Genomic DNA, 12,871 nt, shown 5'->3' with positions numbered 1-12,871 from the left:
ATAGATTCAACTGCGATCAACACTCTGAATATTTCTTTTAGCTCAGGCATGACCAATGTCAAGTTAGACGGATGCCTGACTGGTGGCCGGACGCCGCACGTTGCACTCAGGAGGGAGTAAATGGAGGTGCCAGTTGGCCAAAAAAATTAACGATCTCTCGTGCAAGGTATCGCCAGATTTCCAGTGATCCCACATCCGTGCTTTCTAAATCTGCAGCCTTTGATTTATGGCAAAAATCCTCTCGCCAGAGGCGGAGATTGTGGTGCATTGACCAGTTGATTCCGTAATTATGCGCAGTCGATCATCACGGCCTCGCAGCTAGCCGCCTTTCGGAGGTAGAGCCATGGGCTGGTGCATCCCATACAAATAGCAATCATGTAGCACGAGTTTAAAGTATGCGAAAAATTTTCTTAAGCCTTCGGTGTCGGGCTGCAATGATTGCTTTGCTGGCTTTTGGCGGAACAAGTCATGCACAAAATATCTCGACGTTCTTGCATGATGTTATTCGAGGTCCGAAGGAAGAACTCGTCCAACTTGAACATCGCATATATCATTTGGAAATTGCTCGTGAACTGGCTTATCGAACACTAATGCTCAATAGGTGTAGAAATTTTCAAAATTTGGTCGAGAACCCGCGGTTTGATGAGTTTGGTGAAGCAATCCTTAACGAAATGGGTTCACCGGATCCGGATGTGCTTACTATTTTTACAGCCGCAGGTCGTATACAAGATGCAACGATTCAAAATGCTCTGACGGATGCTCAAATCACCATAATTAAAAGAATCATGGAGTCACCTCATTACGGCGATTTTATAGAGTATCTATCGTTCGAGCGCGCTGAATCTGAAATTGCAGATGGGTTTGAAGACGTCAATACTGGAAAGAAAGCTCCTTGGATTGCTGCAGCAGCATTGTCCTATCTACAGCAAAGCAAAATATTTCCGTTACTTCTTGCGAACGCTAATGCAGAAGATCAAGCCATGCTCAATCGCCGTGATATTGATGGATTGATTCAGAGCCAACGGACTGCAGTCGATGATAAATATCTGCAAAGCTTGACGGATTTTTTTGAAAAACAGCTTGACTCCGAATCTCTTCGAGAAAAGCTTCAAATTGAAATCCAATATTTGTTAACGCTCTATAAAACTATCGGCATCGATGCGATGAGAGGCGATACTGTTCTGCAGGCTGAATCATTTTCAGCGGAAGGGGCCTTATGCAAATCGAAGAATGCTGCTAACTGCATTGGCACTGAATGGTTAGCTTCAGCAACTGCAATGAAAAAGAAAATTGAATATGAAAAATATGGAGCTGCTGCACGCATCATGCGTGAAAAATTTTCCGATCTGTGTGAAATTTATCCTAAATAATGCAATGCCATATGGCAGCATCAGGCTGATCTATGGCCAGTCGTAAATCGGCCTGCAACCACGCCCTTCTTTTTAAGCTGAGATAGGCTATGGAAAAGCGCAGGTTCGGGCTGTGTTGAATATCCTCAAAAAGGTTTGTAAAAATTCAAGCCTTTTTTCTTTCAGCGCAATGGTAGTGCGCTGGTGCAGTTTCTTTTTTCAGGAGCAACAGGAGCAACAGGGCCAGCGGGGCTCACCCCAACGACGGGGCGCCGTTGCCCAGCATGCCTAGTGCGGGAGTGGAGGGACAGGCTCGGGCTGGGCTGCTTAGGCTTGGTCCTGCGGCGCCAACTGCGCACGCAGCGTGGCCAGGATTTCCTCGGACAGCGCGGGGTTGCCGGCGGCGGTGGCGCGGGCCAGCACCAGGGCGCCCACCATGCTGGCCAGGGTGGTGATGGTGGTGGCGCGTTCCTCGGGTGTCAGCGGGCGCTGGGCGTCCTCGTCCGCAGACATCAGGGCGCGAGCAAAGCGCTGGATATTGCTCTCCACGCCCTGGGCAAACACCTCCGACATTTCTGGCCCGGCCCGGGCCGCATCCACGGCCAGGGCGGCGGCGGGGCAGCCCTCGCCGGGGTGGTCGCGGTGGCTGCTGGACAGATAGCCGTGCACCAGCGCCTGCAGCCTGGCCTGGGGATCGGTGTCGCCATCACCATGCTGGTTATCCAGTGCGGCCAGGGGCGTGATGGTCCAGTCAAAGGCGCGCAGACAGGCTTCGCGCGCCAGCGCGTCCTTGGATTCGAAATGGCGGTACAGGCCGCCATGGGTCAGGCCGGCGTCGCGGGTGATGTCGGCCACGCCCACGCCGGCCAGGCCGTGCTCGCGGTAGAGGCGGGCCGCGGCATCGACGATGCCGGCGCGGTTTTCGGCCGCTTGGGCCTTGGAGACTTTCATGGGTTTAGATGATGTCCATCATCAAAACAATTTATGATGATGCTCCTCATCATAAATGCCGGCACCGCCGGCCGCGACCCATGAAGCCGATGAAGCCGTTTTTTCTCTGCGTTGCCGCACAGGCCGGAGGCCGCCCATGAGCCGCCGCGTGGTCATCACCGGCCTGGGCCTGGTCTCGCCGTTGGGTTGCTCGGTGGAGCTGGCTTGGCAGCGCCTGCTGGCCGGCCAGTCCGGCATACGTGCGCTGGCCCCCGCCGTCTGCGAAGGCCTGGACACCCGCATTGCGGGCCGTGTGCCGGAGCTGGACGAGGATGCAGAAGGCGGCTGGAATGCCGATGCCGTGGTCTCCCCCAAGGAGCAGCGGCGCATGGACCGCTTTAGCGCCATGGCCCTGGGTGCGGCCGGCCAGGCCCTGGCCCATGCCGGCTGGCAGCCGCAGACGGCTGCGCAGCAGGAGCGCACGGCCACGGTGATTGCCTCGGGCGTGGGCGGCTTTGGTGCCATTGCCGAGGCGGTGCGCACCACGGATACGCGCGGCCCTTCGCGGCTGTCGCCCTTTACCGTGCCGGCGTTTCTGGTCAATCTGGCTGCAGGCCATGTCTCCATACGCCATGGGCTCAAGGGCCCGATTGGCGCGCCGGTCACGGCCTGCGCCGCCAGCATCCAGGCCGTGGGCGATGCGGCCCGGCTGATTCGCGCTGGTGAGGCCGATGTGGCCCTGTGCGGCGGCAGCGAGGCCTGCATAGACCGCGTCAGCCTGGGTGGCTTTGCAGCGGCCAAGGCCTTGTCCAGCGGCTTTAACGATAGGCCTGAGCAAGCCTCGCGCCCCTTCGATGCGGCGCGTGACGGCTTTGTGATGGGTGAGGGCGCAGGCATGCTGGTGCTCGAATCCCTGGAGCATGCGCTGGCGCGCGGCGCCACGCCGCTGGCCGAGGTGCTGGGCTATGGCACCAGCGCCGATGCCTACCACATCACCTCCGGCCCGGAAGACGGCAACGGCGCGCGCCGCGCCATGGAAACCGCCCTGGCCCAGGCGCAGCTACAGCCAGGCCAGATTCAGCATTTGAACGCCCATGCCACCTCCACCCCGGTAGGTGACCGGGGCGAGCTGGCCGCCATACGTGCCGTGTTTGGCCAGGCCATGGCTGAAGGGACAGGCCCCGCCATCACCGCCACCAAATCCGCCCTGGGCCATTTGCTGGGCGCGGCCGGTGGTGTGGCCAGCATCTTCACCGTGCTGGCCCTGCGCGATCAGATGGTGCCGCCGGTGCTGAACCTGGAGCAGCCCGATGTGCTGGCCGAGGGGCTGGACCTGGTGCGCGGCGCGGCCCGGCCCGTGGCCATGCAGCACGCCTTGCTCAACGGCTTTGGTTTTGGCGGGGTGAATGCCTCGCTGGTGCTGGGGCGTTACCAGGGCGAGGCGTGAGCGAAGGCGTGGCGTGCAGCTTGCTGCTTAGAACCACTCACACGACCCAGCAAACCGTAGGTTTGCGGTCGAGACGAGGCGTGAGGCCGTAGGCAGTACACCTCGTACGACAAGGCTGAGCAACGACGTATCGAGGCTTGTGTGAGTGGATCTTAAAAGTCCAACACGGCGCGCAGCACTGCCTGGCGGCGCTCGCCCAGCGAGACATAGATGTCACTGCCCGATGAGGCCACATAGGTTTTGTCGAACAGGTTTTTGATGTTCAGCTGCAGGCGTACCGGGCGCTGGTTCCACTGCGTTTCGTAAGAGACAAAGGCGTCGGTGACGTTGTAGGCATCGTTGTCAAAACTGTTCTTGGCGTCGCCCGCCCGCTTGCCCACATGGCGCACGCCGGCACCGGCGCGCCACTGGCCATTGCTGCTGTCACGCGCAAAGCTGTAGGCCGCAAACAGCGAGGCGCTGTGCCTTGCCACATTGGCCAGGCGATTGCCCTGGTATTGCGGGTCATCGCTGACCCAGGCGTCGGTGTAGGCATAGCTGCCAATCAGCTGCCACTGGCGGCTGAGCTGGCCTGCAATGTCCAGCTCCAGCCCGCGCGAGCGGGCACCACCCATGACACGGGTGACGGTTTCGCCGTCGACCACATCCTTGCCCTGCACATTGCGCTTGCGGATGTCGTAGACAGCTGCGGTGGCGCTGAGGCCGCGGGCCAGCTCCAGCTTGGCGCCCAGTTCCCAGGACTTGGCCTGCTCTGGCGGCAGGGCGCCCACCAGCAGCGTGCCCACGCTGCTTTGCGGCTTGAAGGATTCGCTGTAGCTGCCATAGACCGACCAGCGCTGGTCGGGCTGCCACACCAGGCCCACGCGCGGCACAAACTGCCAGCCATTGGAGGCGCTGTTGACCTGGAAGGGCCGGCCCTTGCCGGCCTCCTGCTTGTAGTGCAGCCAGCGGCCGCCGGCCTGGGCAATCCAGTGCGCACCCAGGCGGATGTTGTCCTGGAAGAACAGGGCTTGCTGGCGGATTTTGTCGCTCTGCTCGCTGTCGGCGGCACTGATGCTGGTGGAGTGGGGCATCTGGCCGTAGACCGGGTCGTAGACGTTGAAGCCGCTGTTGTTGCGGCCGCGAATCAGGTCGCGGCGGTAGATGTCGCTGTCCTCCAGGTCCAGGCCGGTGAGGACGTCGTGGCGCAGCCCGCCCCATTGCACGCTGCCCTGCAGATTGAACTGGGCCACATGCTGCTGGCTCACGGCGCCGCGCGTGCCGTCGGGGCGGCGGGTGAGCACGCCGGTCACCGGGTTGAGCGACACCGGCCGGGCCTGGTAGTCGTCGTAGCGGTTGCGGTTGTAGCTGTAGGTGGCGCCCAGCTTCCACTGCGGGCTCAGCGTGTGCTGGCCTTGCACGGTGAAAAAGTCCGAGTCGCCCAGGGTGCGGTTGTAGGCCTCGTCCAGACGGCGGCGGGGGTCTATGTCCAGCGGCTTGCCCGTGCGCTTGTCGATGACGGTGCCACGGTCAAAAGGCTGCTCGTAATCGCTGTGTTCATAGGACACGCGCACATAGCTGTCGCGGCCATACCAGGCCAGCGAGGGGGCGATCACAGTCTGCTTGTTCACGCCAAAGTTGCGCCAGTAGTCGACATGGCTGGTGTCGGCAATCAGACGGTAGGCCAGGCCCTTGTCACCCAGCGGGCCGGTCAGGTCCACAGAGGCGCCGCCGCCGCCATAGCTGGAGACGCTGAGCGCAGCCTGGCCGGCAAATTCCAGCTGGGGTTTTTTGGTGACCATATTGATCACGCCGCCCGGGTCCATGCTGCCGTAGAGGATGGAGGACGGGCCCTTGAGCACTTCCACTCGGTCGGTGGTGTAGGTCAGGTTGCGCGCCAGCACGGTGCGTACGCCGTCGCGCAGGATGGAGCCGTCGCGGTTGAAGCCAAAGCCGCGCTTGATCAGCGCGTCCTGCGTGCCGCCCAGGGTGTTGGCCTGGGTGATGCCGCTGACGTAGTACAGCGCCTCGTCAATATTGCGCACCTGCTGGTCTTGCAGCACCTGGGCCGGCACCACGGCCACGGCCTGAGGCAGATCGCGCAAGGCCGCATCGGTGCGGGTGGCCGTGGTGGCTCGCTTGGGCTGGTAGCCGATTTCCTGGGCTTTTTCCTGGACGATGATCTCGGGCAGCAGTGACTGCTGGCGGGTGTCGCTGTCCGCGGTGGCGGCGGTTTGTGCGAGGGCGGGCATGGCCAGGCAGGCGGCCAGGCCCAGAAGGGGACGAGGGCAGAGGGTCACGATGGCGTGAAAACAAGAGCGAACGCAAAGCGGCCTGCGTTGCTGTGAGCAGAGAATCTGTGGGAATACGATTCTAATTAATTCTCATTTGCTCTAAATCAACTATCAGATGAAATAAGAGGCGTACAGATGTAAAAAAGGCTTGCAGAAATGCAAGCCTTTTTTGCGTTTTTCGCAGCCTGGGTCAGCGCGGGCTGCTCTGAATGGAGGAGCTTATGCGCCCAGCACCACGCGGCGTTGTGCGCGCAGCGCATCCCGGTCAATGCTGGCGCTCAGGAGCTCCATGTCGCCCCTGCTCACGCCCAGGGCGCTGAAATGCGCGGGCCAGTGTTCGACCACGGCGGCCACCTGCTGCATGAGCTCTATGGCGCGTGGCAGCTTGATGCCGTATTCGTTGATGTCCGAGAGTGCGTTCTCCAGGCTGGACTCGGCACCCAATCGACCTACACCCATGGCCTGGTAGCCCAGGTTTTGCAAGCTGGGCACCATGTCGTAGGCCGGCGTCAGGTCGTAGTAGCCGTCAAAGTTCAGCATGATGCTGTGGTTGCGCTCGTGGTCGTCGGTGTTGTCCATCAGGATGTTGAACACCATGCGTTTGAAGAGCTCTTCGCGCTGGGCGTTTTGCCGATCGGGATGGCCCAGGCGCAGCAAGATGCCAGCCAGTGCGCTGTAGTCCTCGGGCAGCCCTGCGGCCCGCAGCGCGGTTTTCGCGGAGAGGCAATGCATGCGTGCCTGTCCTATGCGGTCAAAGCGTTGGATGGTCAGTGCATGCCGCTTTTTGCCATGGCGCACAGGCAGTGCCAGCACATCCGTGTCTGCGGTGCGTATGCCGGCCAGTCGGGCCAGTGTCATGGTGGCATGCTCTATCAGCGGCGTATCCACCTCGTCATCGAGTTCGCTGAACTTGATGATGCAGGGTCCGCTGTCGGTCTGCAGCAAGGCCTTGGGGCGGGCACCGCCCAAGGTGACACCGGGCTGGAGCAGGCGCTGCATTGCTGGCGTGATGGGCGCTTGTGCCTGCACGTCTTCGACGGCGCGGGCCAGCTCGCCCACATCGCGTAGCTGTGGGTAAGGCCCCAGGTTGCGTGGAATGTAGTGCTCGGCAGAGACGGACACGCCGAGTGCGCCAAAGCGGTCATCCCCTGCAAACAGCAGCATCTCCAGAATGGACAGCCGCTTGGGGCGGTCGACGTGGCGGATGATGCGCTCGCCCCAGCGGTCTGGCCGGGCATCATCCAGGGCGCCGGGCGCGGAGCCGCGTTCGCCGGCAGAGAAGCTCTGCCCTGCCATCAAGGGCAGGTCTTCGCTGAGTGCAAAGTCCTGCCAGCTCGAGGCATAGGAAAACGTGGCGCAGTCCGCAACAAAGGGTGAAAGGCGGATCTCGCCTAGCAGCGTGGGTGTATCAGGGACGAGCAAGGCCCAGAGGAACAACTGGTCCTGGGGCTCGTATAGGCCCGGTGTGATGCTGTGCGGGAGCGTCATAAGGGGTCTTTCTCTGAGCCAGGCTTGGCCCTGACGAGCAGCGCTGCGGCCTGTGCAGCGGCCAGGATGGAGCCGGGTCGTGCCGGCTGCACTTGCTGGCCCACGCTATGGGGGGCTGTCTGCAGCATCGTTTGTGCCGTGTCGGCCTGGCTCGCCTGTGCCACCGCTTTTCTCAAGGCGCCATAGTTGAGGGTGGGCTCTGCCACTTGGGGGGCGGCGCTGGAGAGATGGGCCGGTGCGGAGGGCGCACCGGTGTGCAGCGGCGTTGCCGGCACGGCCTTGGGGCCGACGGGCCGCCGCTTGGTCCGGACCTTGGCCACCTCTAGCTCCAGTGCCGCATGGTCGTGCTGCGGGGCAATCAACTCGGCCAGCCCCTGTCCTTGGGCGGGGTTGATCAGCCATATGCACATCACATAGAACGCCATGGAGACGGCGGGATCGCCGCGCTCGATACGGGCCATGGTGGGCTGCGAAACCCCCAGTTTTTTTGCCCATTGCGCCTGCGACTCGCCACGCCGCTTGCGTGCAATGGCGATGTGCTGGCCCAACTGCGCAATCTGCTGGAGCACGGCCAGGGGGAAGTCAGCGGGGGCAGTGTTTTGGCGTGGCATTCATAAATATTAGATGAAATTGATATTTATGAAAAACAATGAATTAAATATTGCCTGACTCGCCATGTTTGGCATCTATTTATTCATTGTTTTTGTGTAATCGATTTTTTTAGATGTTGTATGAATGATGGCGGCTTGGCGTTGGACCATCTACGCGTCGTGTGAGCAAAGAGGGTGCCGGGAACCGCCATGAACGAAAAAAGGCTTGCAAACATGCAAGCCTTTTTCGCTTCTAGCGCAATGGTGCTGCGCTTAGATAGCTTTTTTTCAGGAGCGATGGAGTAAAGCCTGCTCTTCACAAGAAGGACTTGGCGTTGTCCAACACCATGTCGCAGGCTTTCTCCTTCAGATCGCCCTTGATCTTGTCCATATTGAAGCTTTTGCCGCCATCGCCCTTGATCACGCCCATCAGGCCGTCCTTGTAGCCCTGGTCCTTGGGCTCTTCCTTTTTGCCCAGGCCGATCTTGCCCAGCAGCTGGTCCTTGACCTGGGCGGCCTTGTTGGCGTTCAGGTAGTTGTTCTTCATGCAGTAGGTGATGACGCCAGCCGCATTGCTGGCCGTGCCCGAGCCGGCCATGCCGCCCAGAGCGCCCAGGCCACCGGCACTGCCGCCTGCACCGCCCACCAGGCTGCCCAGGCCGGAGCCGCTGCTTTCGCTGGCGGCGCTGGAGCCGCCGCCCAACTTGGAAGCGCTGTCGCGCAGCGTGTCGCCCAGGCCGGCCTGGGCCGGTAGCGCGATGAGGGCGAGGGTGGTGCTCAGCAAAGCGGTGGCCACTGTGATTTTCATGGGTGCGTCCTTTCCTGTAAGCCCAGCGTGGGCGAAGTTACACAAGGTAGCACACAACGGGAACGCCCCGATTGCTTTGTGCAATGGGCCAGCCGCTGTCTGCGGGCCGCATCAATCCAGGAAAGCGGCAACCTCTTCGGGCGTCAGATAGCGCTGGAACACCAGGTGCGGGTTCTGGGCTTCGTGGCAGGCGCTGTCAAAACCTGACCAATTGCGCCGGCAGGCGTCTTTTTTGTCGAGGGCGATCAGCACGCAGCGGCCCAGGCGGCGGGCGTTGTGGCGCAGCGGTGCCTCGCCCCAGGACCAGGCCATCTCGTTGACCAGCTTGCCCTGGGCATAGGCCGTGGCCTGCAGCCAGGCAAAGGCGGCGCGGTCTGCACCATTGCCATCGTGGGTGGCGGTCAGCGTGATGCCCAGCGGTTGCTGGTGTTCGGCCATCAGCTGCTGCAGCAGGGTGAAGGTGTGAAAGTTGTTGTTCACCCCATGGGCGCGCACCACCAGGCCGGTGCCTGTGGCGGGCAGTACCACCACCAGTTCGTTCTCGTAGCTCACGCAGGCCGCCAGCCACAGAAAGTACAGCTGCTCAAAGGGCAGGCTGTCGTTGTCATGCAGGCTGGCGATGTGCTCCTGCAGCGCAGGGTTGGCAAGAAAGCGCTGGTGGTTGCCCTCGTCGCGCAGCACCATGGTCATCATGGGCAGGACCAGCAGCTCCACGGCCTCGAACAGCTCATCAATGGCATCGGCTTCGGCACCGTCCAAAGCCTCTACGCGCGCCTGCGTATCGGCCCAGGCCTGGGCCGCTTGGGGGTCGTCCTGGGCCTCTTCTTCCTCCACCTCGCGTGCGCAGTACGGCGCCAGGCGCTCCTGCCAGCGCTGCATCAGCGTCAGGCAGCAGGGAAAGAGCAAAGTGGGATCGGCGCCGCTTTCCACCAGCGAGCCACTCATCAAGGCCAGCAGCGAGGCCGGATAGGGCGGGAGTTCGGGCAGCAACCCGGCCAGGGCCTGCAGCGCGGCGGCGCTGTGCGCCGGGTCACGGGCCAGGGTGTAGAGCGCGGAGACTTCGGGTTGGGCAAAGAACTCGGCCGGCGTAGGCCGCTCTCCTGAGACGGGCGCGTGCAGCAGGGCCAGCAAATCGGGGGACAGGGAAAAGCTTGGCTCACTCATGGGCAGATAGGGGCAGATGCGAAAAGGCGTGAAAAAGGCCTGCGCTGCAGGCCCAGGATGGAGGGGCTTGGCGGGCGCTGCGATGAGCAGCGCCGGGCCTTCTTACTTGGCGGGCGCGGGCGTGGATGCCGGTGTCGGCATGGCCGCACCGGGCTTGGGCTCCGTAGCCGTCGCATTGCCGGCGCTGGGGGCCTGATCGGCCGGCAACTGCTGGACGGTGGCGCGCACGGCGCGGCTGCCCTGTGGCGGCTGGGGGAAGCCGCTGAGGGCGGCATCAAAGAGCACGCTGTAGATCACGCGGTCATCGGTCCAGACCTCGTCATAGGCGGCCGAGGTTTCGTAGACGATTTTCTGCGTCTGCTGGTCCCGCATCACCAGCTTGACGGAGCGGTAATACACCATGGGGGGGGCATCCATCCAGCTCATGCCAAAACCGCCGCCCCAGCGGCCGCCGTAGCCCAGGCCCCAGCCCCATGCAGGGCCGGGCGGGCCGTAGTAGGGCCAGTTGCTGGCGCGGCCGTAGCTGGCGGCGGCCATGATCTGCACCACCAACTTGGCCTTGCCCGGGGTTTCGTCGCGGGTCAGGCCCACGCGTTGCAGCGATTGCTCGGCCTGGCGCTCGACCATGGCCCAGCTTTGCTGCTGGGTCATGGAGGGCAGCAGCTCCAGGCGGTAAGTGGGGGGCGCGGGCAGCTGGGCCAGCGTGGAGTAGCTGGTGACATGGCTGGTGATTTCACGCGGGCCGCTGGCGCAACCGGCCAGCACCAGCGCGGTGGCGCTGGCAGCGGCCAGGCCCAGGCGGCGGATCCACAGTGTGTGTGACATACAGGTCTCCCATCGGGTGGCTGCGCTGTGTGCGCAGCCTTGCATGGCATTGTGACCAAATTCGGGGGCTGCAAGTTCCTGCGTCGTGGCAGTTTCTGGGCTACGGGCAGCAAAAAGCCCCGCATTGCGGGGCTTGGGAAAGGGGCTGGGTCAGGCGATCAGCCCAGTTGCACCACCTGCACACCGCCGGGGAGCTGGGCCATGGTGGGCAGCTCTTCATGGTCGAAGGCCGTGTCGCCGTTGGGGTCGGCAATGCCGGTGGCCTTGGCGTTTTTGAAGTCCTGCAGATTGGGGTCCATCATGTGCGTGGTCACGATATGGCCCATGGCGCGGAACATGCTCTCGATGCGGCCGGGGAATTTCTTGTCCCACTCGCGCAGCATCTCGCCCACGGCCACGCGCTGCAGGCCATCCTGGCTGCCGCAGAGGTTGCAGGGGATGATGGGGAAGTTCTGGTACTGGGCCCAGCGGATGGTGTCCTTCTCGGTCACATAGGCCATGGGGCGGATCACCACATGCTTGCCGTCGTCGCTCACCAGCTTGGGCGGCATGCCCTTCATGCGGCCGCCGTAGAACATATTGAGCATCAGCGTCTGCACGATGTCGTCGCGGTGGTGGCCCAGCGCCACCTTGGTGCAGCCCAGCTCGTCGGCCACCTTGTACAAGATGGCGCGGCGCAGGCGCGAGCACAGGCCACAGGTGGTCTTGCCCTCGGGCACCACGCGCTTGACCACGCTGTAGGTGTCCTGGGTTTCGATGTGGTAGTCCACGCCGATGGACTTGAAGTACTCGGGCAGGATGTGGTCGGGAAAGCCGGGTTGCTTCTGGTCCAGGTTCACGGCCACCAGGTCAAACTTCACCGGCGCGCGCTTTTGCAGCTTGCGCAGAATGTCCAGCAGGGTGTAGCTGTCCTTGCCGCCGGACATGCAGACCATGATTTTGTCGCCTTCTTCAATCATGTTGAAGTCGACGATGGCCTTGCCCACTTCGCGGCACAGGCGCTTTTCCAGCTTGATCTGCTCGCGTTCGATCTTGATCTTGCCGGGCTTGGCTTCGGCGCCGTTGTCGGTAGCGGCCGGGGCTGCGGCGTCGGCAGCGTCTTCGGCGATCCAGGGGTTGTCAGTCACAGCGTTCATGGGGTTCACCATTGTCCGGTTTCGATGCGAATGGCCACTTCGCAGTCCTCAAAGATTTCCAGTTTTGCGATTTTCACGCGTACACCCAGCACGCCGGGCAGCTGCATCAGGCGCTGGGCCAGCTTGCCGATCAGGCTTTCCAGCAGGTTCATGTGCTCGGACGTGCATTCATCGATGATGATCTGGCGCACCTTGCGGTAGTCCAGCACATGGGTGATGTCGTCATCCTGCGGGCGCAACGCCTGCGGGCCCAGGTTCAGCTCCGCATCCACCTGAATGGGCTGGGGCGCGGTTTTTTCGTGGGCCAGAATGCCCAGGTTGGCGTCGAAACGCAGGCCCGTCAGGGTGAGCGTCTGGCTGCCTGTCGCAGCGTGGTTCATGGTTGTGCGTTGGGTAAAAGCGCTGCGGCGTCGGGGCGCAGACGGAAAGTCTCCACGCCCACGGCCTCGCAGTCGGGGTATACGTCGGGCTTGCTGGTGGCCACGCGGGCGGCCACCACGCCAGGGTGGGCCAGCAGCGCGTCCAAAACAGCGTCGCCCAGGGTTTCCTGCAGCCCGATATGGCCGGCGGCCACGGCCTGGTGCACCACCTGGCGCACAAAGTCGTAATCCACCACCTCATCAAGGGCATCGCGCTGCGGCGTGCTGGCAGCCAGCGGCACATACAGGTCGATGTCCAGTCGCAGCCGCTGGGGGGCGGCGCGCTCGAAACCATGGATGCCTATGGACGCCTGCACCTGCAGGCCGCGCAGAAACAGCCGGCGGCATTGTGCCAGCAAGGCGGCAGTTGCGTGCGGGAGCGGGTCAATCGGGTGCATGGGTATCCAGGGCAAAAAAGGCCAAACAAAGGGGGAAAGCGGCG

12 protein-coding genes are annotated in these 12,871 nt (G+C 62.4%); 2 read left to right on the top strand and 10 right to left on the bottom strand.

Annotated features, from left to right (window positions below):
- Nucleotides 1–434: 434 nt before the first annotated feature.
- Nucleotides 435–1,370 (top strand): hypothetical protein, encoded by a 936-nt coding sequence (locus ACA027_RS20100; protein WP_370679955.1) that lies wholly within the window; start codon nt 435–437, stop codon nt 1,368–1,370.
- A gap of 306 nt (nt 1,371–1,676) precedes the next feature.
- Here ACA027_RS20100 and ACA027_RS20095 read toward each other — a convergent pair whose 3' ends face one another.
- Nucleotides 1,677–2,300 (bottom strand): TetR/AcrR family transcriptional regulator, encoded by a 624-nt coding sequence (locus tag ACA027_RS20095; RefSeq protein WP_370679954.1) that lies wholly within the window; start codon nt 2,298–2,300, stop codon nt 1,677–1,679.
- 136 nt (nt 2,301–2,436) lie between these two features.
- Here ACA027_RS20095 and fabF point away from each other — a divergent pair, with 136 nt between their 5' ends.
- Nucleotides 2,437–3,726 (top strand): beta-ketoacyl-ACP synthase II, encoded by a 1,290-nt coding sequence (gene fabF / locus ACA027_RS20090; protein ID WP_370679953.1) that lies wholly within the window; start codon nt 2,437–2,439, stop codon nt 3,724–3,726.
- Nucleotides 3,727–3,878: 152 nt separating this feature from the next.
- On the opposite strand, the gene ACA027_RS20085 is transcribed toward fabF, so the two are convergent.
- The 9 genes from ACA027_RS20085 to ACA027_RS20045 all read right to left on the bottom strand — a co-directional run bounded on the left by ACA027_RS20085 (nt 3,879) and on the right by ACA027_RS20045 (nt 12,827).
- Nucleotides 3,879–5,957, bottom strand: coding sequence for a TonB-dependent siderophore receptor (locus ACA027_RS20085; protein WP_370679952.1), 2,079 nt, complete (start codon nt 5,955–5,957; stop codon nt 3,879–3,881).
- Between the two features lie 261 nt (nt 5,958–6,218).
- The gene (locus tag ACA027_RS20080; RefSeq protein ID WP_370679951.1) at nt 6,219–7,487 is read right to left on the bottom strand and encodes a type II toxin-antitoxin system HipA family toxin; all 1,269 of its coding nucleotides are present in this window, start codon (nt 7,485–7,487) and stop codon (nt 6,219–6,221) included.
- Nucleotides 7,484–8,098 (bottom strand): helix-turn-helix transcriptional regulator, encoded by a 615-nt coding sequence (locus ACA027_RS20075; RefSeq protein ID WP_370679950.1) that lies wholly within the window; start codon nt 8,096–8,098, stop codon nt 7,484–7,486. The genes ACA027_RS20080 and ACA027_RS20075 overlap by 4 nt, the downstream gene beginning before the upstream one ends.
- 295 nt (nt 8,099–8,393) lie before the next feature.
- The gene (locus ACA027_RS20070) at nt 8,394–8,885 is read right to left on the bottom strand and encodes a DUF2501 domain-containing protein (protein ID WP_370679949.1); all 492 of its coding nucleotides are present in this window, start codon (nt 8,883–8,885) and stop codon (nt 8,394–8,396) included.
- Between the two features lie 111 nt (nt 8,886–8,996).
- Entirely contained in the window at nt 8,997–10,049 is a 1,053-nt protein-coding gene (locus ACA027_RS20065) for a hypothetical protein (RefSeq protein WP_370679948.1), read from the bottom strand.
- A 102-nt stretch (nt 10,050–10,151) separates the two neighbouring features.
- On the bottom strand, nt 10,152–10,874 hold the full coding sequence (locus ACA027_RS20060; protein WP_370679947.1) for a hypothetical protein: 723 nt from the start codon (nt 10,872–10,874) through the stop codon (nt 10,152–10,154).
- A gap of 158 nt (nt 10,875–11,032) precedes the next feature.
- On the bottom strand, nt 11,033–12,022 hold the full coding sequence (gene ttcA / locus ACA027_RS20055; RefSeq protein ID WP_370679946.1) for a tRNA 2-thiocytidine(32) synthetase TtcA: 990 nt from the start codon (nt 12,020–12,022) through the stop codon (nt 11,033–11,035).
- Entirely contained in the window at nt 12,016–12,390 is a 375-nt protein-coding gene (locus tag ACA027_RS20050) for a dihydroneopterin aldolase (RefSeq protein WP_370679945.1), read from the bottom strand. Before ACA027_RS20050 ends, ttcA begins: the two co-directional genes overlap by 7 nt.
- A complete protein-coding gene (locus tag ACA027_RS20045) occupies nt 12,387–12,827 on the bottom strand; it encodes a dihydroneopterin aldolase (protein ID WP_370679944.1) in 441 nt (146 codons plus the stop codon). Before ACA027_RS20045 ends, ACA027_RS20050 begins: the two co-directional genes overlap by 4 nt.
- Between the last annotated feature and the right edge of the window lie 44 nt (nt 12,828–12,871).

The organism is Comamonas sp. GB3 AK4-5, from assembly GCF_041320665.1.
Classification (GTDB): domain Bacteria; phylum Pseudomonadota; class Gammaproteobacteria; order Burkholderiales; family Burkholderiaceae_C; genus Comamonas.
The sequence above is the reverse complement of the archived record's forward strand: the minus strand, read 5'-3'. Positions and strand labels throughout refer to the sequence as shown.

Excerpts from the sequence above, each read along its gene's own strand:
- ACA027_RS20085 (WP_370679952.1), bottom strand. The coding sequence starts at position 5,957 with ATGCCCGCCCTCGCACAAACCGCCGCCACCGCGGACAGCGACACCCGC.
- ACA027_RS20080 (WP_370679951.1), bottom strand. The coding sequence starts at position 7,487 with ATGACGCTCCCGCACAGCATCACACCGGGCCTATACGAGCCCCAGGAC.
- ACA027_RS20065 (WP_370679948.1), bottom strand. The coding sequence starts at position 10,049 with ATGAGTGAGCCAAGCTTTTCCCTGTCCCCCGATTTGCTGGCCCTGCTG.
- ACA027_RS20100 (WP_370679955.1), top strand. The coding sequence starts at position 435 with ATGATTGCTTTGCTGGCTTTTGGCGGAACAAGTCATGCACAAAATATC.
- ACA027_RS20070 (WP_370679949.1), bottom strand. The coding sequence starts at position 8,885 with ATGAAAATCACAGTGGCCACCGCTTTGCTGAGCACCACCCTCGCCCTC.
- ACA027_RS20050 (WP_370679945.1), bottom strand. The coding sequence starts at position 12,390 with ATGAACCACGCTGCGACAGGCAGCCAGACGCTCACCCTGACGGGCCTG.
- ACA027_RS20045 (WP_370679944.1), bottom strand. The coding sequence starts at position 12,827 with ATGCACCCGATTGACCCGCTCCCGCACGCAACTGCCGCCTTGCTGGCA.
- ttcA (WP_370679946.1), bottom strand. The coding sequence starts at position 12,022 with ATGGTGAACCCCATGAACGCTGTGACTGACAACCCCTGGATCGCCGAA.
- ACA027_RS20075 (WP_370679950.1), bottom strand. The coding sequence starts at position 8,098 with ATGCCACGCCAAAACACTGCCCCCGCTGACTTCCCCCTGGCCGTGCTC.
- ACA027_RS20060 (WP_370679947.1), bottom strand. The coding sequence starts at position 10,874 with ATGTCACACACACTGTGGATCCGCCGCCTGGGCCTGGCCGCTGCCAGC.
- fabF (WP_370679953.1), top strand. The coding sequence starts at position 2,437 with ATGAGCCGCCGCGTGGTCATCACCGGCCTGGGCCTGGTCTCGCCGTTG.
- ACA027_RS20095 (WP_370679954.1), bottom strand. The coding sequence starts at position 2,300 with ATGAAAGTCTCCAAGGCCCAAGCGGCCGAAAACCGCGCCGGCATCGTC.